At 71.0% G+C, this 21,947-nt stretch carries 16 protein-coding genes; 7 read left to right on the top strand and 9 right to left on the bottom strand.

The genetic code is table 11. The annotated features are described in order from the left end of the window. The first annotated feature begins 50 nt into the window (after positions 1-50). The 4 genes from ACIQNG_RS02630 (at position 51) to ACIQNG_RS02615 (ending at position 6,463) form a co-directional block, all read left to right on the top strand. Entirely contained in the window at positions 51-1,169 is a 1,119-nt protein-coding gene (locus tag ACIQNG_RS02630; protein WP_401429532.1) for a hypothetical protein, read from the top strand. 229 nt (positions 1,170-1,398) lie between these two features. Then, positions 1,399-2,067, top strand: coding sequence for a peptide-methionine (S)-S-oxide reductase MsrA (gene msrA / locus ACIQNG_RS02625; RefSeq protein WP_401482327.1), 669 nt, complete (start codon positions 1,399-1,401; stop codon positions 2,065-2,067). A gap of 190 nt (positions 2,068-2,257) precedes the next feature. Further along, complete coding sequence (locus ACIQNG_RS02620; protein WP_401482326.1) at positions 2,258-4,480, top strand: restriction endonuclease; 2,223 nt, start codon at positions 2,258-2,260, stop codon at positions 4,478-4,480. A 210-nt stretch (positions 4,481-4,690) separates the two neighbouring features. Next, entirely contained in the window at positions 4,691-6,463 is a 1,773-nt protein-coding gene (locus ACIQNG_RS02615; RefSeq protein ID WP_401482325.1) for a sigma-70 family RNA polymerase sigma factor, read from the top strand. Between the two features lie 14 nt (positions 6,464-6,477). Here ACIQNG_RS02615 and ACIQNG_RS02610 read toward each other — a convergent pair whose 3' ends face one another. Then, on the bottom strand, positions 6,478-6,861 hold the full coding sequence (locus tag ACIQNG_RS02610) for a VOC family protein (protein WP_401482324.1): 384 nt from the start codon (positions 6,859-6,861) through the stop codon (positions 6,478-6,480). A 58-nt stretch (positions 6,862-6,919) separates the two neighbouring features. Further along, on the bottom strand, positions 6,920-7,960 hold the full coding sequence (locus ACIQNG_RS02605) for an NAD(P)-dependent alcohol dehydrogenase (protein ID WP_401429523.1): 1,041 nt from the start codon (positions 7,958-7,960) through the stop codon (positions 6,920-6,922). A 245-nt stretch (positions 7,961-8,205) separates the two neighbouring features. Between ACIQNG_RS02605 and ACIQNG_RS02600 the strand changes: the two genes are divergently transcribed. Further along, positions 8,206-9,204: a helix-turn-helix domain-containing protein gene (locus ACIQNG_RS02600; RefSeq protein WP_401482323.1), complete on the top strand. Its 999-nt coding sequence runs from the start codon at positions 8,206-8,208 to the stop codon at positions 9,202-9,204. Positions 9,205-9,360: 156 nt separating this feature from the next. Here the strand turns inward: ACIQNG_RS02600 and ACIQNG_RS02595 are convergent, their stop codons facing one another. From ACIQNG_RS02595 to ACIQNG_RS02575, 5 genes are all read right to left on the bottom strand, one after another. After that, a complete protein-coding gene (locus ACIQNG_RS02595; protein ID WP_401482322.1) occupies positions 9,361-12,696 on the bottom strand; it encodes a S8 family peptidase in 3,336 nt (1,111 codons plus the stop codon). Positions 12,697-12,954: 258 nt separating this feature from the next. Next, positions 12,955-13,638, bottom strand: a complete 684-nt coding sequence (locus tag ACIQNG_RS02590) for an ABC transporter ATP-binding protein (RefSeq protein WP_401482321.1) — start codon at positions 13,636-13,638, stop codon at positions 12,955-12,957. A gap of 220 nt (positions 13,639-13,858) precedes the next feature. Beyond that, entirely contained in the window at positions 13,859-15,331 is a 1,473-nt protein-coding gene (locus tag ACIQNG_RS02585) for an ABC transporter permease (protein WP_401482320.1), read from the bottom strand. A gap of 243 nt (positions 15,332-15,574) precedes the next feature. Continuing rightward, the gene (locus ACIQNG_RS02580; protein WP_401482319.1) at positions 15,575-16,825 is read right to left on the bottom strand and encodes an Ig-like domain-containing protein; all 1,251 of its coding nucleotides are present in this window, start codon (positions 16,823-16,825) and stop codon (positions 15,575-15,577) included. Between the two features lie 366 nt (positions 16,826-17,191). After that, positions 17,192-17,746, bottom strand: coding sequence for a hypothetical protein (locus ACIQNG_RS02575; RefSeq protein ID WP_401482318.1), 555 nt, complete (start codon positions 17,744-17,746; stop codon positions 17,192-17,194). Positions 17,747-17,855: 109 nt separating this feature from the next. On the opposite strand from ACIQNG_RS02575, the gene ACIQNG_RS02570 reads away from it, so the two are divergent. Continuing rightward, the gene (locus tag ACIQNG_RS02570; RefSeq protein ID WP_401429507.1) at positions 17,856-18,176 is read left to right on the top strand and encodes a hypothetical protein; all 321 of its coding nucleotides are present in this window, start codon (positions 17,856-17,858) and stop codon (positions 18,174-18,176) included. A 57-nt stretch (positions 18,177-18,233) separates the two neighbouring features. After that, a complete protein-coding gene (locus tag ACIQNG_RS02565; RefSeq protein ID WP_401429505.1) occupies positions 18,234-19,010 on the top strand; it encodes a hypothetical protein in 777 nt (258 codons plus the stop codon). Positions 19,011-19,151: 141 nt separating this feature from the next. Here the strand turns inward: ACIQNG_RS02565 and hutH are convergent, their stop codons facing one another. Together hutH and ACIQNG_RS02555 are read right to left on the bottom strand one after the other, a co-directional pair. After that, on the bottom strand, positions 19,152-20,699 hold the full coding sequence (hutH, locus tag ACIQNG_RS02560; RefSeq protein ID WP_401482515.1) for a histidine ammonia-lyase: 1,548 nt from the start codon (positions 20,697-20,699) through the stop codon (positions 19,152-19,154). Between the two features lie 57 nt (positions 20,700-20,756). Further along, entirely contained in the window at positions 20,757-21,920 is a 1,164-nt protein-coding gene (locus tag ACIQNG_RS02555) for a diguanylate cyclase domain-containing protein (protein ID WP_401482317.1), read from the bottom strand. Positions 21,921-21,947 lie beyond the last annotated feature (27 nt).

Raw genomic sequence — 21,947 nt, 5'->3', positions numbered from 1 at the left:
GCCGGAGCCCAGGTTGGCCAATTGTCGGCGCGGTCTGGTTCGCTTGAGGCATGGAGATTCTCTGGGTCCTGATGGCGCTGCTCATGATGGGCTTCGTGCTGGGTCCGCTCGTCTGGCGCAGGCGACGCGGCATAGAGCTGGTCGCGCCCGGGCACCCGGACGCGGCCGACCCCGCGACGTACGGCTTCGTGCGCCAGGAGGAGCTGGACATCCGGATGCCCGGCCCCGACCAGGACCTGCTGGACGTCCTGGACGTGGTGCAGCGTTCGCAGGACCATCGCGCGGCCTCCCAGCTGCTCGCGGGCACGGCCGCGGAGGGCGAGACGCGCTGGCAGCGGGTGCAGGCGTTCGCGGGCGCGGCGTCGCTGGAGTTGCAGCAGCGGCCCGGCGGGGTGGGCGAGTCGCCCGGCGGGCAGTGGTTGCGGGTGTGGCGCGCAGAGCAGCCGAAGGACGCGGGCGGGGCCGCGGTGCAGGCCGAGTTCCTGGTGCAGCAGGCGTGGCGGACGGCGACGCCGGGGACGGACGAGTTCCGGATCATCATGGAGGAGGCCAGAGCGGCGTGCGGCGAGGCGGCGCTGCTGGCGCCCGGGGACCCGATCCCGTACATCGTGCAATTGTCGGTGGCGCGGGGGCTCGGCTATCCGCGTGAGGAGTTCGAGCAGCTCTGGCTGAAGATCCTGGACCGGGCGCCGAACCACATGGGCGCGCATCTGGCGGCCCTGCACTACTGGTGCGAGAAGTGGCACGGCTCGCGGGCGCTGGCGTACGAGTTCGCCGAGGCCGCGGCGGCGCGGGCACCACGGGGTTCGCTGCTGGCGGCGATGCCGCTGTTCGCGGTGTTCGAGCATCTGCCCGAGGTCAACCTCGTGGCGAGTTTCTACCAGAGCGAGGTGGTGACCAAGGCGGTCCACGGCGCCCTGCACGCGGTGCACTCCGCGCGCGCGGACGATCCGATGCTGGCGCACGTGCGGCATCTGCTGGTGTTCTTCCTGGTCCGCTCGGAGCGCTGGGCGGAGGCCATGGACCAGCTCGTACGGGTCGACGGTCATGTCGGTGCCCTGCCGTGGACGCTGTCGCAGGACCCGGCGGCGGAGTTCGCGGTCTACCGGGCGCTGGCGGTCGCGGGCTACGAGGCGAACGGGGGCAGTCCGGCGACGCTCCCGCACTGATCCGGCACCGCCACCGGCACGACACCGCAACGACACCGCCACGACACCGCCAGGACCCCGGCACCGGCACCGGCACGACCGGGGCGCCGGCACCGGCACGACGACCGGGGCATCGGCACCGGCACGACCGCGCCGCCGCATCGACCGGCACTTCCGGGGGTCCGCCGGACGGAATTCCGAGGGAACGCCACGCGTTGTACCGATCGATCCCCGGATAGGAGACGACCGCATGTTCCTGCACAGCCGAACCCCCCAGCTCCCGACCCCTGAGCAGGCTCTGCGCGGGCGCCCGGAGCCGTCCTTCTCGGTCCCCGACCGGCACACGGTCCTCGGCACCCCGCTCCTCGGCCCGTATCCCGAGGGCCTGGAGGTGGCGGACTTCGGACTGGGCTGCTTCTGGGGTGCCGAGCGCACGTTCTGGCAGCTCCCGGCGGGTGTGTACACCACGCTGGTCGGCTATCAGGGCGGGTACACGCAGAACCCGACCTACGACGAGGTCTGCTCGGGCCGGACCGGTCACACGGAAGCGGTCCGGGTGGTCTACGACCCGGAGAAGATCTCGTACGAGACCCTGCTGAAGGTCTTCTGGGAGTCCCACGACCCCACGCAGGGCTTCCGCCAGGGCAATGACGTGGGCACGCAGTACCGCTCCGCGATCTACACCCACTCCCCCGCCCAGGCCGCGGCGGCCGAATCCTCCCGCGACTCCTACCAGAAGGTCCTCACCGGCTCGGGCTACGGCCCGATCAGCACGGAGATCCTCCCGGCCCAGGACCGCACCTTCTACCCGGCCGAGTCCTACCACCAGCAGTACCTCGACAAGAACCCGGCGGGCTACTGCGGCATCGGCGGCACGGGAGTGTCCTGCCCGATCGGAGTGGCGAAGACCGAGGGCTGACACCACCCGGCTGACACCACCCGGCGGACTCCGTCCCGCCTCCACGCCCCGGAGTCCCCGACCGACCCCGCCCGACCCCGTCCCGACCCGCCCCGCCCGGGAGTTCGCTTCGGGTGGGGTTCGGGGACTGTATGTGCTGGGAGGTGAGGGGTCGTTAGAGTCGGTGTCGGCTGGGGAGGGGCTGGGGCTGATGGGGCGGCATGGCGGGGGATTGGTGGGGATGTGGGCCGAGGTGCAGCGGCAGCAGCAGCGGCTCAGGGAGGCGGAGGCACGGCGGCAGCGCGAGGAGATACGACTGGCGCGGGCCCATCAGGCGCAGGCGGCGCGGGGGCAGCGTGAGGCGGGGCAGGCCGAAGCCACCCGGCTCACGGCGGAGTTGGAGGCCCGGGTCGATGAGCTGCGGGGGCTGCTCGCGGACGGGTGCCGGGCCCCGGCGTTCGACATCACCTCGCTGATACGCGGGGACGCGGACGTGCCCCCCTTCGACCCGGGGGCGCTCGGGTGGCCCGTGCCGATGCCGGAGCCGGGGCACTATCAGGCGCAGGGCGGGTGGACGGCCGGCCGACGGGCGCAGGCGGAGGCCGAGGCACGGGCCCGCTTCGAGCGGGACTGGTACGCCGCACAGGCCGCCGAGGAGCAGCGCCAGCGGCAACTCGCCGCGCTGCGGCAGGAGTACGACCGGCGCACCGGCGCCCTCCGGGCCGAGGTGGTACGCCACAACGAGCAGGTCAGAAGTGTGGTCGACGGGGTGCGGCGGGGGGACGCCGAGAGCGTCGTCGACTTCTTCTCCGCGGTGCTCTACTCCTTCAGCGGCTGGGGCGAGGGGTTCCCCCGGGACGTCACCGCCGCCTACGACCCCGCCGCGCGGCAACTCGTGCTCGACTGGGAGCTTCCCGCCTTCTCCGTCGTGCCGGAGGCGAAGTCCGTCCGGTACGTCGTCTCCGAGGGGCGGCTGAAGGAGACGGCCATGCCCGTGGGGCGGCGCCGGGCCCTGTACCGGGAGGTGCTGGCGCAGTGTGTGCTGCTGGTGCTGCATCGGCTCTACTCCGCCGATGAGCACGAGGCCCTGGGATCGGTCGTGGTCAACGGGTTCGTGGACGACCGCCACCCCGCCACCGGGCGGCCCGGGCGGAGTGTGCTCGCCACCGTCCTGGCCCACCGTTCCGACTTCGCCGGGCTCCATCTCGAACAGGTCGACGCGGTCAGCTGTCTCACCGAGGCCCTGCGCGGTCAACTCAGCTCCCGCCCGGATCAGTTGACCGCCGTCAGGGCCGGGGTGCGGCCCGACGCCGTGAGCGTTCCCCGTGCCGGGCAGCACCCGGGCGGGCAACCGGGCGCTACGGGCGACGAACCCGATCTGTACGCCATGGATCCCGTCGCCTTCGAGGAACTGGTCGCCGAACTGTTCCGGGCCATGGGGATGCACGCCGTCACCACCCAGCGCTCCAATGACGGCGGGGTCGACGTCGACGCGCTGGACCCCACGCCGATTCGGGGCGGGAAGATCGTGGTCCAGGTGAAGCGGTACCGGGGGACCGTGCCGCCGACCGCCGTACGCGATCTGTACGGGACCGTCCAGGACGCCGGTGCCAACAAAGGGGTCCTCGTCACCACCTCCCGCTTCGGGCCGGGCTCCCACGCGTTCGTGCGCGGGAAGCCGCTGGAGCTGATCACCGGGGGTGAGTTGGTCGATCTGCTGCATCGGCACGGGCTTCGGGGACGGCTCGGAGACCCCGGTTCACGATCGGCCACCGCCACACCGGCGCCATCACCATCACCATCGCCATCCCCAGCACCCGCACCCACACCCACACCCACACCCACACCCACACCCACACCCACAGCGTCATCCGGCACCGACCCCGGCTCCAGTTCCGGCTCCGACCCCGGCTCCGACCCCGGCTCCGGCTCCGGCTCCGGCTCCGGCTCGGACCACAACGTCCTCGGTCTCTCCTGGTCCGGCCGCGTCGCCCTGGACGTCTGCGCACTCGTCTGCCGGGGCAACCGCGTCCTCAGCGACGATCACTTCGTCTTCTTCAACAACCCCCGCACCCCCGACGGCGCCGTGCGCGCCGTGCCCGCCCCGCCTCCCGACAAGGCCGCGCTCCAGGTCGGCTTCGACGCCCTGCCGGCGACGGCCGACCGGCTGGTGCTCGTCGCCGCCGTCGATCCGGAGGTGAATCCGGGGGCCGATCTCTCCGGGTTCACCGACGCCCGGATCCGGCTGCTGGACGCCTCGGCCACCGAACTGGGGCGGCTGGAGGTCTCCGACGGACGGGCCGGTGAGACCGCGCTGGTGCTCGGCTCGTTCCGGCGCAGGGACGGCGGGGACTGGGACTTCGTCATCGGCGGCAAGGGGTACACCGAGGGGCTCGAACCGCTCATCAGGGATCACGGCATCGACGTGGAATGACCCCGATCGACTCACCGGACCCCACGTGGGATCCCTCACGTCCGTCTCGTCCGATTAGTTCCTCTGCCCCGCCCCGAACACCCGTACGCTCCCGTACTCAGAATTCTGTTATCGCCCCCGCCGGCCCGAGGTCTCCCCTGTGCCGGCAGACGACCCGGCAGACGACCGGCGGACGTCCGCAGGCGTCGGGCGACGACCGAGGGAGAGAGCGTGAGGCGGGACGACGGTGAGGCGGCGCTGGTCAGCGCGGCCCAGCACGGGGATCAGCGGGCTCGGCAGGAGCTTGTCGCACGCTATCTACCCCTGGTGTACAACATCGTCGGCCGGGCCCTCAACGGGCACGCCGACGTCGACGACGTCGTCCAGGAGACGATGATCCGGGCGCTGAACTCGCTCGGTTCGCTGCGCGACCCGGAGCGGTTCCGGTCCTGGCTCGTCGCCATCACGATGAACCGAATACGGGACCATGTGCGCGACCGCCGTGTCGCGCCGCTGGTCGACGGGGCCCCGCACGAGGTACGGGATCTGCCCGACCCGGGGTCGGACTTCGTCGACCTGGCGATTCTCCGGCTCGGGCTGTCGGGGCAGCGGCGTGAGGTCGCCGAGGCGAGCCGCTGGCTGGACGAGGACGATCGGGCGCTGCTGTCGCTGTGGTGGCTGGAGGCGGCGGGGCAGCTCAGCCGGGCCGAGGTCGCCACCGCCCTGGAACTGTCCCCGCAGCACACCGCGGTACGGGTGCAGCGGATGAAGGGGCAGCTGGAGGCCGCGCGCGTGGTGGTGCGGGCACTGGCCGCCACCCCCCGGTGCGTGCTGCTGACGGACACGGTCGCGCACTGGGACGGGGCGCCCTCCCCGCTGTGGCGCAAACGGCTGGTGCGGCACACGCGTGAGTGCACGGTGTGCGGCGGGCTCGGCAGCGGGCTGGCACCGGCCGAGGGGCTGCTGGTCGGGCTGGCGCTGGTGCCGCTGGGGGCGGCGATGGCCGCCCAGACGCCGGAGACGTACGTCGCCCTCGCCGCCGCCCGGAGCACGGGCCCGGAAGGGACGTACGGGACGGGAACGTACGAGACGGGAACGTACGAGACGGGAGCGTACGGGACAGAAACCCCCGACCCGGGCGCCCACGGCACAGGGGCCTACGACACATCGGCCTACGACAGCGGGGCCTACGACACCGGGGCGTACTCCGGGACTACGACCGAGATCGGCGCCGTGTCCGCCCACGGCCGGGTGCGGCAGCGCGCGGACCGGCGCCGTCAGCAGCGGCGGCGCCGGGCCGCCGTGGTGGCGGTGGCCGCGCTCGTGGTCGGGGCCGGCGGCATCGCGCTGCTGCTGCCGGAGGACGGCGAGGACCGGAGGACACAGGCGGCCCGGGAGGACGCCGGCGCGACCGCCGCCCTCACCGCGCCGAAGCCCTCGTCCACGAGCGCGACGGCCTCGGCGAGCCCCTCGCCGTCGCGGTCCTCCGCCTCACCGTCGGCCTCGGCGTCCAAGAAGCCCAAGCCCTCCGCCAGCAGCAAGCGGCCGGCGGCGAAGCCCGAGCCGAGCAGGAAGCCCGTACGTCCCGCCCCTCCCCCGGCGCCCACGCAGGCGCCGCCGTCGTCGTTCGCGGGGCAGGTGCTGGAACTGGTGAACGCCGAGCGGGCCGAGGCGGGGTGCTCGCCGGTACGGCAGAACGGCACGCTGGCCACCGCCGCGCAGCGGCACTCCGCGGACATGGCCGCGCGGGACTTCTTCGACCACACCAACCCGGACGGCGCCGACCCGGGCGACCGTATGACCGCGGCCGGCTACCGCTGGAGCACCTACGCGGAGAACATCGCGCGCGGTCAGCAGAGCGCGGCGGCGGTCATGGACGGGTGGATGAACAGCCCCGGCCATCGTGCGAACATCCTCAACTGCTCCGTGAAGGAGATGGGCCTCGGCGTGCACGAGGGCTCGGGCGGGCCGTGGTGGACCCAAGTGTTCGGTACGCAGCTCTGAGGAGACCCGCGCGCTCAGCCTCCGCTGCCGTACGGCCTGGTCAGGATCTCCAGGACATGGCCGTTCGGGTCGTCGAAGTACGCCCCGCGGCCCCCGTCGTTGCGGTTGATCTCGCCCTCGCGGGTGTGGTGCGGGTCGGCCCAGTACGTCAGTCCCGCCCGCTGGATCCGGGCGAAGACCGCGTCGAACTCGTCCTCCGTGACCAGGAAGGCGTAGTGCTGCGGGGTGATGTCCCCGTCGGCGTCGGCATAGTCCAGCGACACCCCGTTGGGTATCTCCACCGGGACGAACGGGCCGTACTCCGGGCTGACGTCCAGGCCGAGAAGGTCGGCGAGGAAGCGGGCCGAGGCGTGCTTGTCATGGGCCGAGACGATGGTGTGGTTCAGCTGGACGGTCATGCCGTGAGCCTCCTTCGGGGCGGTGGGCGCCGTGCTCCCGGCATCCCCCGGGACCCCCTCAGATCGTGGCCGTGTCGATCACGAAGCGGTAGCGGACGTCACTGGCGAGCACCCGGTCGTACGCCTCGTTGATCTGCTCCGCGCCGATCACCTCGATCTCGGCGCCTACCCCGTGAGCGGCGCAGAAGTCGAGCATCTCCTGGGTCTCCGCGATGCCGCCGATCATGGAGCCGGCGAGGGTCTTGCGGTGGGCGAGGACCGAGAAGAGGTTGAGGGAGATCGGCTCCTCGGGGGCGCCCACGTTGACCAGGGCCCCGTCGGTGCGCAGCAGGGAGAGGTAGGCGTCGAAGTCCAGCGGCGCCGACACCGTCGAGACGATCAGGTCGAAGCTGCCGGCCAGGTCCTCGAAGGTCTTCGGGTCGCTGGTGGCGTAGTAGTGCCCGGCGCCCAGCTTCAGGCCGTCCGCCTGCTTGCGCAGGGACTGCGACAGTACGGTGACCTCGGCCCCGAGGGCGTGGGCGAGCTTGACGGCCATGTGGCCGAGGCCGCCCAGACCGACCACCGCGACCTTCTTGCCGGGGCCGGCGTTCCAGTGCCGCAGCGGGGAGTAGGTGGTGATGCCCGCGCACAGCAGCGGCGCCGCCTCGTCGAGGTCGATGCCCTCGGGGATGCGGAGGACGAAGTTCTCGTCCACGACGATGTTCTGCGAGTAGCCGCCGTAGGTGATCTCGCCGTCCTTGTCGACGCCGTTGTAGGTCATCACGTTCCCGCCGGTGCAGTACTGCTCCAGACCGGCCTGGCAGTTCGCGCAGGTGCGGCAGGAGTCGACCATGCAGCCGACCCCGACGCGGTCGCCGACGGCGAACTTCGTCACCGCGGATCCCACCTCGGCGACGACGCCGGCGATCTCGTGGCCGGGGACCATCGGGAAGATCGCCTCGCCCCAGCCCTCCTGGACCTGGTGGATGTCGGAGTGGCAGATACCGACGAACTTGATGTCGATGAGCACGTCGTGTTCGCGGACCGCGCGACGCTCGATGGTGGTGCGCTCCAGGGGAGCCTTGGGGGCGGGGGCGGCGTATGCGGCAACGGTGGTCATGCCGGGTTCTCCTAGCGATGAGGCTCGTCCGCACCCGGCTCTTCGACGCCGGGCACACCCCCCACGATGCGCCTGTGTCCCGCGTTCACCCAGGTCACCGCTTTGCGTACGACTGCTGTGCCTACCACTGGCGGGGACAGGCTGCGGTGCGCAGGACCATGAATACTGGGGGTATGGACACGATGGACGGACGGGGCATGTCAGATGTACCGGACGTACCGGATGAACCGGCCGATGCATCCGGTATGTCTGGTACATCCGGTGCATCCGGTGCCGCGGGGCCGGTCGGAGCCGTCCGTGGCGCCGGGCTGGACCGGCGGGCCGAGCTGAGCGAGTTCCTGCGGACCCGGCGGGCCCGGCTGAAGCCGGGGGACGTGGGGCTGCCGGACTTCGGGCGGCACCGGCGGGTGCCGGGGCTGCGGCGCGAGGAGCTGGCGCAGCTCGCGGGGGTCTCGGTGGCGTACTACACCCGGCTGGAACAGGGCAACGGGCGCAATGTCTCGGCGGAGGTGCTGGACTCGATCGCACGGGCGCTGCGGCTGTCGGACGCGGAGCACGCGCATCTGACGCATCTGGCCAAGCCCAAGCAGCACAAGAAGCGGGCCGCGGCGCGGGGTGGCCGTCAGCAGGTGCGGCCCGCGCTGCGGCAGCTGATCGACACCTTCGACGGTGTCCCGGCGTACATCGTCGGGCGGCGCTCGGACATCCTGGTGTGGAACCGGATGGCGGCGGCGCTCTTCGGCGACTGGGGCGAGCTGCCGGAGCGGGAGCGGAACTGGGCGCGGATGGCGTTCCTGCTGCCCGAGTACCAGGAGCTGTTCGTGGACTGGGAGCAGAAGGCGATCGACATCGTCTGCCAGCTCCGGATGGACGCGGGCTGCTATCCCGACGATCAGCGGCTGTCGGCGCTGGTGGGCGAACTGTCCGTGAAGAGCGAGGACTTCCGGCGGCTGTGGGCCACCCATGACGTGCGGGAGAAGACGTACGGGGTCAAGCGGCTGCGGCACCCGCTCGTCGGTGAGCTGGAGTTGCAGTTCGAGTCCTTCCGGCCGGCCGGCGACGGCGAGCAGGGCCTGGTGACCTATCACGCGGAGCCGGGTTCCCGCTCGGCGGAGGCCCTGCGGCTGCTGGCGAGCTGGGGCACGGACGCGGTACGCGGTGGCGCCTCCTCCGTGTCCGGCCCGCCCGGCCCGCCCGGCTCCTCCAGCTCCCCCGGTCTGCCCGGGCTGCCCGGTCACGGCTGAGCACAGGTCCGGGTCCTGGACATGACCGAGCGCCGCGGTCCACTCCACCGCGGCGCTCGGCCTCTATCTGTTCAAGAGCTGTTCAGAGCCACTCAAGAACCGTTCAACCTGTTCAAGATGTTCAAGCTGTTCAAGCTGTTCGGCGACTCGCGATGACTACTTCCCGTAGTACGCGTTGTAGATCGAGATCGTCGACTTGTTGTTCTTCTTGTCGGTGATCTTCGCGTGGTACGAGATCGCCTTGCCCTTGGCCGGGTTCTTGACGGTGACCTTGCCGTTCTTGACCTTGAGCTTCTTCCAGGTCTGGCCGTAGTCGTACGACACGTACACCGAGAGCGACTTGAGGTTGCTGCCCTTGGCGGCGCCCTCGACCACGACCGGGACGGTGGCATTGCGGCCGGCCGTCACCTTGCTGCTGAGGTCGGTGTTGGCGTCGAAGCGGACCGTGGAGGCCGGGAGCAGGGTCTCGGCGCCGGTCTTCTTGGACCGGAAGGTCCAGCTCGCGTCGATCCGGGTGGACGCGGCGGCGACCTTGACGCTCCGCTTGACCGAGGTGGTCAGACGGTACTCGGCGTCGGCGGACGGGACCTTGAAGACTCCCTCGCCCACCAGCGGGTCCTTGTTCGAGCCGACCTTGGTGCCGTTGCGGTACAGGGTCGTGTCGACCGAGGTGAGGTCGGACAGCCCCGCGTTGCGCTGCGAGTCGGCGAACAGCGGGATGACGCCGCTGAGTTCGTTGCCGTCGCGGTACAGACCGAAGCCGCTGGTCAGGGTCGGTCCGAAGACGGCACGGTGGACGGTCCTGGAGTAGGACGTGCCGGCCTTGAACGTGACGCCCTGGTCGACCGTGTAGTCGGACTCCAGCACGGGGAAGCCGTACTCGTCGACCCCTCCGTACTGCGAGAAGCCGAGGTCCCACTTCACCCCGTCCTGCGCGGACAGGTACAGCAGCCGGTCGGCGGGCAGCTTCAGCTCCGGGGCGATGGCGGAGGCCATCCAGGAGCCCTTCGGCCAGCCGACGGCCGAGAGCGAGCCCGTCTTGCCCGCCGCGGCGGCACCCGCGGCGACCTTCACGGCGGCGAGGTCATCGAGCTTGTAGTTCTTGGTGTAGCCGGTGGCGAGCTTCTTGGTCTCCCCGCCCGCGGTGGTGGAGTACTGCTTGCCCGTGCCGCTGACCCAGTGCGCGTCCCACTGCTGGTACAGCGAGCCGTCGGTGATCTGCGGGCCGAGGTGGGCGCTGCGGAAGCCCTTGTACGAGTCCAGCCACCAGCCGAAACCGCTGGAGCCGGTGGGCGTGTCGACGCTGTAGGACGGCGAGGCGAACTCGGACGTGGCCGCGCTGTCCGGGACGCTCACGGAGATCGGCTTGGTGGTCCTGGCGTCCACGGTGACCGTGGTGTTGCTGGTGACGTCCAGCTTCGGCTGGGCCACCCAGTCGGCGCCCTTGGTGAAGTCCTGCGCGTCGACCCACATCGCGGAGTCGAGGACGTAGGTGCCCTTGGGGACCCGGACCGTGACGGTGCCGGAGTTCTCGTCGTGGGGCGAAAGCCACTGCCCGTCGGCGAGACCGGCCACGCCCACGAGGCTGGTGCCGTAGTTCGTGGTGTCCTTGCCGTCCCGGTCGAGGTGCTTGATGGTGAGGTCGTACGACTCCACCTCGCGGTTGACCGCGGCGGCCGTGCGTACGCTCTGCGCACCGTCCGTCGCCGTGACGAACGCGGAGTAGGCACCGTCCACGGTGCCGCCGATCCGGGTGTCGGCGGTGACGTCGACGGAGGCGGTGCCGCCCGCCGGGACGGTCACCTTGTCGGCGGCGAGGGTGAAGAAGCCGGCCGGGGCGGCCTGGCCCTTCGGGTTGACGCCCTTGGCCGACAGGGACAGCGTGATGTCCTTGGTGCCGAGGTTGCGGTACGTCACCTTCTTGGTGACCGGGGTGTCGTCGGTGTGCGGCCACTGCTGGGTGCCGAAGCTCACCGAGGCCGGCTCGGCGACCACGGTCTGGTCGATCGCCTTGTCCACCTGGATACGGCCCGAGCCCTGCTGGAACGCCGTGTAGGCGCCGCCCTTGGTGGAGGCGGTGAGTGCGCCCTTGAGCTGGGCGGCCGTCCAGTCGGGGTGCTGCTCCTTGAGGATGGCGGCGGCGCCGGCGACATGCGGGGTCGCCATCGACGTACCGTCGATCGTCAGATAGCCGGGCGGGTTCTCGCCGACCTCGCCGGCGATGAGGCTGCCCTTGGCGGAGGCGGCGGTGATCGCGACGCCGGGCGCGGTGACGTCCGGCTTGAGGCCGCCGTCGCCGACGCGCGGGCCGGTGCTGGAGAACTCGGCGAGCTTGTCGGCGTCGTCCACGGCGCCGACGGTGAGCGCGGCCTCCGCGCTGCCCGGCGAGCCGACGGTCTCCGCGCCGGGGCCGTCGTTGCCCGCCGCGATGGCGAACAGGACGCCCTTCTCGGCGGTGAGCCGGTTCACGGCCGCTTCCAGCGGGTCGATCTCCGGACCGTCGGTGCCGCCGAGGCTCATGTTGACGATGTCGGCGTTCTGTTCGGCCGCCCACTCCATACCGGCGAGGATGCCGGAGTCGTCGCCGAAGCCGCTGTCGTTGAGGACCTTGCCGTTCAGGACCTTCGCCTTGGGCGCGACACCCTTGAGCTTGCCGCCGGACTTGGCGCCGGTGCCGGCCGCGATGGAGGCGACATGGGTGCCGTGGCCGAACTTGTCGTCGGTGCCGGCGGCGTCCGTGAAGTTCTTGGACGCGGAGACCTGGTCCTTCAGGTCGGGGTGGGTGGTGTCCACACCGGTGTCCAGGACGGCGATGGTGACACCTTCACCGTCGTAGCTGCGCTCCCACGCCTTGGGGGCGCCGATCTGCGGCACGGACTTGTCGAGGGTGACCTTGCGGACCCCGTCGAGCCAGACGTGGGCGATACCGGAGGCGGTGCTGTCGCCGTTGGTGAGCGCGTCCCAGAGTCCGGCGGTGTCGTCCTTCGGGGCCTGCACCGCCTGGGCGTTGAGGGCCTTCAGGGTGCGGCGCACGGTGCTCGCGTCCCGCACGTCCTCCTTGGTGGCGGAGGCGGCGCCCCGGTAGCCGACGATGACCTTCAGCCCGTTCTTCTGGGCCTTGCGGGTCGCCGACTTGTTCAGCTCGGTGATGTCGAACAGCCGCCGGTCGAGCTTGCCGCTCTCGATCAGCCGGGACGCGTCCGCGGGGACCGCGTAGACACGGCCGTCGATCTGCCGGACCTGGACGGGTATCTTCTCCCGGCCCTTGGCGGGCTCCAGGCCGACGACCCGGCCCTTGCCGTCCACCAGCACGCGGTCACCGGTGATCAGCGTGATCCGGTTCTTGACCACGGAGCCCGCCGCACTCGCGGAACCCGTGGCGCCGGCGGCGCTCCGGCTCTGTTCGGCCGTCGCGGACGCCGGGCTGGTCAGACCCGCGGCGAGGGCCACTGCAGCAGCCGCGGCGACAGTCGCCGAGCCCGCTCTTTTCACTTGTCTGCGCAAAACTCCCCCTGGAGACGAGGTACCGGGCACCGATGGGGTCACCCGGCCGGGGGTGGTCTCGTACAGATGCGCGTACACCCCCCGGACCTCGCAGTATGCCGGGGGGTGATCACGTCACTCAATAGTGTCGTCTGTTACGAGTTCGCTATAAGTCGCCTTTGCAATGGGTGAGTTGTGGCTGATCCGTGCCTGTGGCGGTGGCGGTGCCGGTAACAGTGGTGGTGCCGGGGACGGGGAGTCGGGCGCTCAGGCGCCGGCGTTCTCCCGGACCGTGATGCGGCCCTTGCGGATGGTCGCCAGGCGCGGGGCCTTGCGGGCGATCGCGGAGTCGTGGGTGACCATGATGAAGGTCAGCCCCAACTCCTTCCACATGGTCTCCAGTACGTCCATGATCTCGTCGCGCATGGACTCGTCCAGGTTGCCGGTGGGCTCGTCGGCCAGCAGCACCTTGGGGTTCTTGACCAGGGCCCGCGCGATCGCCACGCGCTGCTGCTGTCCGCCGGACATCTCGCCGGGCAGATGTCCGCGGCGTTCGCCCAGGCCGACCGAGTCCAGTGCCTCGGCGGCGCGTTTCGCCCGTGCCCCGGACTTCAGGCCGAGCGGGACGAGAGCGGTCTCCACGTTCTCCTGGGCGCTGAGGGTGGGGATGAGGTTGAAGCTCTGGAAGACGAAGCCGATGCTCTCGCTGCGGACCCGGGTGAGGCGGGCCTCGGGCAGGCGGGCGAGATCGGTGCCGTCCAGGACGACCGCGCCGGAGGTGGGGCGGTCGAGACCCCCGAGCATCTGGAGCAGGGTGGACTTTCCGCCGCCGGTGGGGCCCTGGATGACGAGGCGGTCGCCGTCGGGGATGGTGAGGTCGATGCCGTCGAGGGCGTCGATGGTCTCCTTGCCGCGGCGGTAGCGCTTGGTCACTGCCCTTAGTTCGTACATGGGGTGCTCCTGGATTTTGGGGGTGGGGGCGTGGCCCTGCGTGGCCCTGCGGGGCGTGGAGAGGTGACGGGGGGTGGGGGTGGGGGGTGTTGGGTTTCGGTTGTCGGCACGGTGGCGGTGGGTGGGGGTTTTTGCGCAGTTCCCCGCGCCCCTTTAGGGGGTTGTCGTGGGCGGTCGTCGGGATGCCCGCGTCCCTTTAGGGGCCCGTTTAGGGGGTTGGTTATTCGACTCGGCGTAGGGCGTCTGCTGGGCGTAGGCGGCTGGCTCGCCAGCCTCCGAAGGCGCCTGCTATCAGGCCGCCCGCGATCGCGAGACCCACCGCCAGGGCGATCGTGGTGACGGACACCGGTGCGGTGAGGGCGACATCGAGGGTGCGGGCGGCGTCCTGGCCGGGGCCGCCGATCATCACGCCACCGCCACCGCCTCCGGGACCGCCACCGGGTCCGCCGGCCGGGGCGGCGCCCCCACCGGCGCCCAACTGGGCCTGGAGCGTGGGGCTGATCGCGGTGACGAGGTACGCGCCCGCCACTCCGACCGCGATGCCCAGCGCACCGCCGACCAGTCCGTTGACGACGGCCTCGCCGACCACCTGCCGGGTCACCCGGCCCGACTTCCAGCCCAGCGCCTTGAGGGTGCCGAACTCCCGCACCCGCCGCGACACCGCGGACGACGTCAGCAGCCCGGCCACCAGGAACGCCGCGATCAGCACCGCGATGGACAGCCACTTGCCGACCTTGGTCGCCAGGTCGGCGGCCGTGGACAGCGAGCCCGAGACGGTGTCGGCGAGATCCGCGGAGGTCGTCACGGTGGTGTCGGGGACGTTCTTCTGGATCGCCGACTTCACGGAGTCGATCTGCTGGGAGTCGGTCGCCTGGACGTAGATCGTGGTGACCTTGCCCTTGACGTCACCGAGCGTCTGAGCCTGCTCCAGCGGGATGTAGAGATCCGCCGCCGCGTCCCCGCTGTCGGCCGTGGCGATGCCCACGACCTCGTACTCCACGTCCTTGACGGTGACGTCGGAGCCGACCTTGAGGTCCTTCTCCTTCGCGTACGCCGAATCGGCGACCATCACCTTGGCGTCGGTCTCCGAGGTCTCGAAGGAACGCCCGCTGGTGATCTCCGACGTGGTGAGCGGGCCGAGGTCGGGCTGGGTGACATCGGTGCCGTAGACGGAGTAGCTGTTGACGTCGAAGTCGGCGCCGCCGCCCTCGACCCGGCCCTGCGGGCCCTCGCCGCCCGGCGCGGCCTCCCGACCGCCCTCCTCCTGCTGGAACTCGCCCGGGGTGAACTCCCCGCTGACCTTGATGACCTGAAGGCTCAGCCCGCCGACGGCGTCCGAGACGCCCTTCTGGCCGCCGACCTCGCCCACGGTCGAATCGGCGAGCGTCTGCATGCCCTGCACCAGCACACGGTCGCTGCTCTGCTCCTCCTCGGCGTCGCCCTCCTGGGCGTCGAACCGGAAACGCGGTCGCTCCCCGGCGCCGTCCGCGTTCTCTTCGGCAGCCTTGGTGACCGTCATGTCGGTGCCGAGCCCGTAGAGCGATTCGAGCACCGTGTCCTGGGCCTTCCCCATGCCGGACGACACGGAGTTGACCACGATGACCAGCGCGATACCCAGCGCCAGCCCGGAGGCGACGACGAGGGCCGCCTTCCGGCGGCGGCGCAGTTCGCGCCTCAGATAGGTGAAGAACATGTGCCGCAACCTAGGGACGCCACGTGATGGCGGCATAAGGCCGGGATAAAAGGACAATGAGAAGCGCCGCAGGTGGCGCCGCGGGTGACCGAAAAGACGAGTGCCGCCCCCGGGGACGGGAGCGGCACTCGGTACGGCTACGGCCAAGCGATACGGCTACGGCCAAGCGATACGGCTACGGCCAAGCGATACGGCTATGGCCAAGTGATACGGCCACGGCCACGGCGTTCAGGTGATCCGGCGTCAGATCGCCGAACCCGCCTTCCACTGCGCCCAGTCCATGTTCCAGCCGTTGAGGCCGTTGTCCGGGGCGATGGTCTTGTCACCGGTGTTCTGGACCACCACGACATCGCCGATCATCGAACTGTCGTAGAACCAGGCGCCCGGCGTTCCGGAGTCGTTGGCGCCCTTGGTGTCCGACAGGCCCACACAGCCGTGGCTGGTGTTCACGCTGCCGAAGATGGACTTCGCGCCCCAGTAGTTGCCGTGGATGAAGGTGCCGGAGGTCGACAGCCGCATGGCGTGCGGCACGTCCTTGATGTCGTACTCGCCCTTGCCGTCGTCGTCGGTGAAGCCGACCGTCGCGCCGTTCATCCGGGTCTCCTTGAACTTCTCGGAGATCACCATCTGACCCTCGTAGGTCTTGGTCTCGGGGGCGCCCGCCGAGATCGGGATGGTCTTGACGGTCTTGCCGTCCTGGGTGACCTTCATCTGCTTGGACTTGGCGTCGACGTACGAGACCTGGTTGCGGCCGATCGTGAAGGAGACCGTCTTCTGCTGGACGCCGAAGACCCCGTCGGCACCCTCGACACCGTCGAGTTCCAGCTTCAGCGTGACGGTGGAGTTCTCCTTCCAGTAGTCGTCGGGGCGGCAGTCCATGCGGTTGTCGTTGAACCAGTGGCAGGCGACCTCCTGGCCGCCGGTCGTGCTGACCGTGATGCCCTTCTGGACCTCGGCCTTGTTGCTGATCGCCTTGTCGAAGTTGATCGAGACCGGCATGCCCACGCCGACCTTGGAGCCGTCCTCGGGCGTGAAGCTGCCGATGAAGCTGTTGTCCGGGGAGACCGTGGTGAACGAGGCGTTCTCGTGGGCCGCGCGGCCCTCGGAGTCCTCGGCCGTCACCCGGATCTTGTAGCCGGTGGAGCGTTCGAGCTGGGCGCCGGGCTTCCAGCTCGTCTTGTCCGCGGATATCTCGCCCTTGACCGCCGCGCCCTCCGCGGTCGTCAGGATGACCTCCGTGAGCGTGCCCTTGCTCACGGTGACGGCGGAGTTGTTGATGGAGGCGTTGGCCGAACCGTCCTTGGGCGTGATCTTGATCTGGGCCTCGGAGGTCTTCTTGGCCGCCGCCTCGTCGACCTTCGCCTGCGAGGAGTCCTTGCCGCCGTCGCCGGACGCGTTGTCGTCACCGCCGCCCGAACACGCCGAGAGCACCAGAACACCGCCGAGCAGAGCGGACGCGACCGTCAGGCCCCGGCGCCGCTTGCTGTACGTCATCACACGCTTCTCCATCGCTGCCGATTCCCCAGAACCCCGAGTTTCCCCGTCAACCGACTTCAACGCTACGACCGGTGGGACCCGTTCCACACGCCTCGAAGGTGTGGGCCACACCACGTCCGCGCGACACGCGTACACGGGCGGCGCAGATCGGTCCGGGTGCCCCATGAGACGAAGAAACCCCGGACGGTGGTTCCGTCCGGGGCTGGACAATTTCCGGGGCTGGACGCCCCCCGGGTTCGCGGACGGACCCACCCGCCCCTCATAGGGCCAGGCATCCGGCCACCGCCGACCGGGCCGGGTATCCGGTCGCCGCCCATCAGGCCAGGTATCCGGCCGCGTCCCCGGCCGCGGGGCGCCGTGCCGCTATCCGCGGGCCGCCCTGACCGGCGCACCGGCACCCGCCCCGGCGCCCTCGCCGCGCCCCTCGTCCTCGTCCCCGTCCCCGTCCGCGCCGTACAGGTCGGAGTCGTGGACAGCACCGTCCTCGTCGTCCTCGTCGTCCTCGACGTACGCGTCGTACGCGTCCTCGCGCTCCCCGTCGTCGCCGTCGTCGTCCCCGTCGTCGGCCTCCGCGTAGTCCGCGTACCTCTCGTAGGGCTCATCGGCCTCGTCGTCGTCCTCGCCGGCCCATTCCGGCGCGTCCGGGTCGTACGCGATCAGCTCGCTGCTCCACGACGCCTGGTGGAGTTCGACCCCGGGCACCTCGCCGACCAGGTCGAACGGGTCCACGAGGTAGGCGATGGCCTCCGCTGTGTCCTCGCTCACAGTGGCCTCGGCGTGCGACCGCTCGGCCGCCGGAAGCTCGGCGTCCCCCGCCAGCCTGGCCAGGGCGGCGCCGGTGACGGCGGACGCCTCCTCGACCTCCAGGACGAGGTCGACTCGAAGTCGTACAAATCGTGATGTCTCTGGTGCGCTCATGCGGGGAGCGTAAGGCCAGCGGCCCGTGTGACTTTCCCGTGACCCGCGCCTTTCACTAACATCGCCCCACACGGCCAATTCGCCAGCACCGCAAGGGGATCGATATTCCGTGTCATCCGCCCGCCGTCCGCTGCTGACCGCCACCGCCGCGGGAGCCCTGCTGGGGGCCCTGTGGTTCGTCCCCTCCGCGAACGCGACCGGGGACGGGCCGACCAGGGACCTCACTCCCTCCACGACCCAGACCTTGCAGGCCAGAGCCGCCTCCACGACGACCGACGGTATCGCGTCGGACCTGTCGGGCGGGGGCGTGGAACTGGCCGACACCGGCAGTTTCGACAGCACGCCGTATGTCGTCGGCGGCACGCTCTTCCTGACGCTGGGTGCCGGATTCGTCGTGTATTCGGTACGTAGAGAGCGGCTTGGGTTCTAAGGGGCCTTATATAACTCGGCTTGACGCGCCCTTGACCAACTGTTCATAGTCCGGCCCATGAAGAGAACATCGAGGGCGCGGCTGAGCGCCACGGCCGCCGTGGGCGCACTGTCGCTGGCCCTCATCACGGGCTGTTCGGACGAGGGGTCCAAGGACTCCGGAGACTCCAAGGGTTCGGGGTCCGGCTCCTCGGCCAAGGCGCTGAGCACCGCCGACCTGGACAAGCTGCTGCTGGCGGCGGGGGACCTCAAGGGCTACAAGATGGAGTCGGGTGACGACACCCTCCCGAAGTCCAAGGACGAGGTCGAGACCGACAAGTCCGAGTGTGCCCCGCTGGTGTACACCAACGGCGCCCTCGCGCCGGGCGACACGGACGCGAGCGTCAGCAACACGGTCACCCAAGAGCCGCCGACGGACGTCCCGACGGACCCGGCGGAGCTGACCGAGGGCAGCCTTGAGGACGCCATGCGCGTGGCCGTGACCTTCGTGGGCCTCTCGTCCTACGAGGGCGACGGCGCGGAGAAGGCCATGAAGGCCGTCAGCGACGGGGTGAAGGACTGCTCGGGCGGCTTCTCGATGACCGCGGAGGGTGAGACGAGCCGGGTCACCAAGGTCAGCGAGGTCAAGGCTTCCGGCCAGGGTGACGAGTCCGTGGCCTTCGACGAGGAGGTCGACGCCGACGGCGAGGGCACCGCCACCTTCCGGACCGAGGTGGTCCGCAAGGGCAACACCGTCGCCACCTTCTACACCATCGACTTCGCCGCCCTCAGCTCCGGCAAGGCGGCCGAGATCCCCGCAGCCGTGATCGAGGCACAGGTCGGCAAGCTGAAGTAGGCCCTCTGAGGCACGCGCGACCGATTCCGCCGCCGTACGACAGTCGTGCTGTCGTACGGCGGCGGATCTCATTTCAGCGGCCCGATCTCAGCGGCCTGATCTCATCGGTCGATCTCAGCGGTCGATCTCAGCGGCCCGATCTCAGCGGCCCGATCTCAGCGGCCCGGTGACCGGCTCCACCGCGGCGATCAGACCGCCGCCCCGCACGAACGCGTCCGCGGCTTCGAGGTCGGGGGCGAGGAAGCGGTCGGGGCCTGGGCCCCGTACCCCGGCGGCGCGGGCGGCGGCGATGACGGCCCGGGTGGCGGGGGCCGGGGTCAGCCCGGCGCGCAGTTCGACGGCGCGGATGGCGGCGTACAGCTCGATCGCCAGGACCCGGGTCAGATGGTCCACGGCGGTCCGCAGCTTGCGGGCCGCGGACCAGCCCATGGAGACATGGTCCTCCTGCATCGCGGAGGACGGGATCGAGTCCGCCGACGCCGGTACGGCGAGCCGCTTCAACTCGCTGACCAGCGCGGCCTGCGTGTACTGGGCGATCATCAGTCCGGAGTCCACCCCGGGGTCGTCCGCGAGGAACGGCGGCAGCCCGTGGCTGCGGTTCTTGTCGAGCAGCCGGTCGGTGCGGCGCTCGGCGATGGAGGCGAGATCGGCCACGGCGACGGCCAGGAAGTCGAGGACGTAGCCCACCGGGGCGCCGTGGAAGTTGCCGTTGGACTCCACGCGCCCGTCCGGGAGGACGACGGGGTTGTCGACGGCGGCGGCGAGTTCGCGCTCGGCGACCAGCCGGGCGTGGGCGAGGGTGTCCCGGCCGGCGCCCGCGACCTGCGGGGCGCAGCGCACCGAGTAGGCGTCCTGGACCCGGGGCGCGTCGTCCTGGTGATGCCCGGTCAGCCCCGAACCCGCGAGCACCGCGAGCATGTTGGCGGCGCTGGCGGCCTGGCCGGGGTGGGGGCGGATGGCGTGCAGTTCGGGGGCGAGGACCTTGTCGGTGCCGAGCAGGGCCTCCAGGGAGAGGGCGGCGGTGATGTCGGCCGACGTGTAGAGGGCGTCGAGGTCGGCGAGGGCCATCAGCAGCATGCCGAGCATGCCGTCGGTGCCGTTGAGCAGGGCGAGGCCCTCCTTCTCCCGCAGTTCGACGGGCTGGATGCCGTGCGCCGCGAGAAGGTCGGCGGCGGGGCGTACGGTGCCGTCGGGGCCCTCGGCCTCGCCCTCCCCCATCAGGGCCAGGGCGCAGTGGGACAGCGGGGCGAGATCGCCGGAGCAGCCGAGCGAGCCGTACTCGTGGACGACCGGGGTGATACCGGCGTTGAGCAGGTCCGCCATGGTCCGGGCGACCTCGGGGCGGACACCGGTGTGCCCGGAGCACAGGGTCTTCAGCCGCAGGAACATCAGCGCCCGTACGACTTCCCGCTCCACCCTCGGCCCCATGCCCGCGGCGTGCGAGCGGACGATGTTGCGCTGCAACTGGGCGCGGAGTTCGTGGCCGATGTGCCGGGTGGCCAGGGCGCCGAAGCCGGTGGAGACCCCGTAGACGGGCTCGGGCTTGGCCGCGAGGGCGTCCACGATCTCGCGGGCCGCGGCGAGGGCCGCCACCGCCTCGTCGGAGAGCGTGACCCGGGCGCCGCCGCGCGCCACGGCGAGTACGTCGGACGCGGTCGTGCCCGACGTCCCCACCACCACAGTGTGCATATCCATATTCAGGAGCGTACGCAGTGAATTCGAAGATGTCACCAGTGGGAGCCGGGTTCACCCCTTACGCGGCGGTGGCTCATGTCGACCCCGGAAGCGGCGGCGTTCGGCGGAGGGACGCCCGGCGGGCGCGTCGGCCAGCCGTACGACCGGATCGTCCGGCCCCTCCCGGCCCGCGACGACCGGCCGGCCCGCCCGCGACGCCTTGGCCCGGTACTGGGCGGCGTCCGCGAGCCGGAAGAGCCGCCGCGCGGACCGGACCGGACCGATGGCGTCCTGGGTGGAGGCGACCCCGCAGGCCACCCCCTCCCCCAGTTCCAGTTCCGCGGCCCGGCGGCACAGTTCGTCGGCGACCTTGACGACCTCGTCGGCCGGGGGCCCGACCGCGAGGAGACAGAACTCGTCCCCGCCGAGCCGGGCGACGAGCGCGCCGGGCAGCATCGCGCCGCACAGCGACAGCACCGACCCGAACCGTTCGAGGAGCCGGTCGCCCACGGCGTGCCCGAGGGTGTCGTTGACCCGCTTCAGCCCGTTCACATCGCAGACGACGAGACTGACGACGGCCCCGTCGACACGGTGCCGCTCCACGGCCTCGTCCAGGCGCATGTCCACACAGCGGCGGTTGGCGAGCCCCGTGAGGGAGTCGGTGAACGCCAGCCTGCGGGCCTCTTCGAGCCGCTCGATCTGCGCGAGCCCCGCGGCCACGACGGCGGCGAGTACGGTCGCGAAATCGGCGTCGTCCCCGTCGAAGACGGGCTCACCCGCGCGCCGCGCCACATACAGCTCACCCCAGGCCCGCCCGTGCAGCACGAGGGGCGCGACGACACAGCAGCCCCGGCCGCGGCGGCGCAGCGCGGCGACCCGCTGATGGAGATAGCCGGGGCGCCCGGCCCAGGGTCCCTCGGCGGTCTCGACCCAGGCGTTGGGCCCGCCGCCCCCGGCCCACCGCTCATGCAGGAACTCGGTGATCTCCGGGAACTCGTGCACCGGGTACGCCTCGTCGTCCGGGAACTCCTTCTCGTCCGGTTCGAGGTCCCCCACGTTCACCAGCACCCGCAGCCGCCCACGCTCCCGCTCCCACGCCGAGAGCGCGGCGAAGCTCCCGCCGAGCGCCCGGCACGCCCCCTGCGCCGCGGCCCGCCACGACTCCCCGGGGGTCCCGGCGGCAGCCATTCCCTGCGCCAGCGCGACCACTCCGGCCAGCCGGATGTCCTCTGCCATCACTCCAGGTTAGGGAGTTCGCGGGGA

Source organism: Streptomyces sp. NPDC091377, assembly GCF_044757045.1.
GTDB lineage: Bacteria > Actinomycetota > Actinomycetes > Streptomycetales > Streptomycetaceae > Streptomyces.
This window is presented reverse-complemented; position numbering and strand designations above follow the sequence as displayed.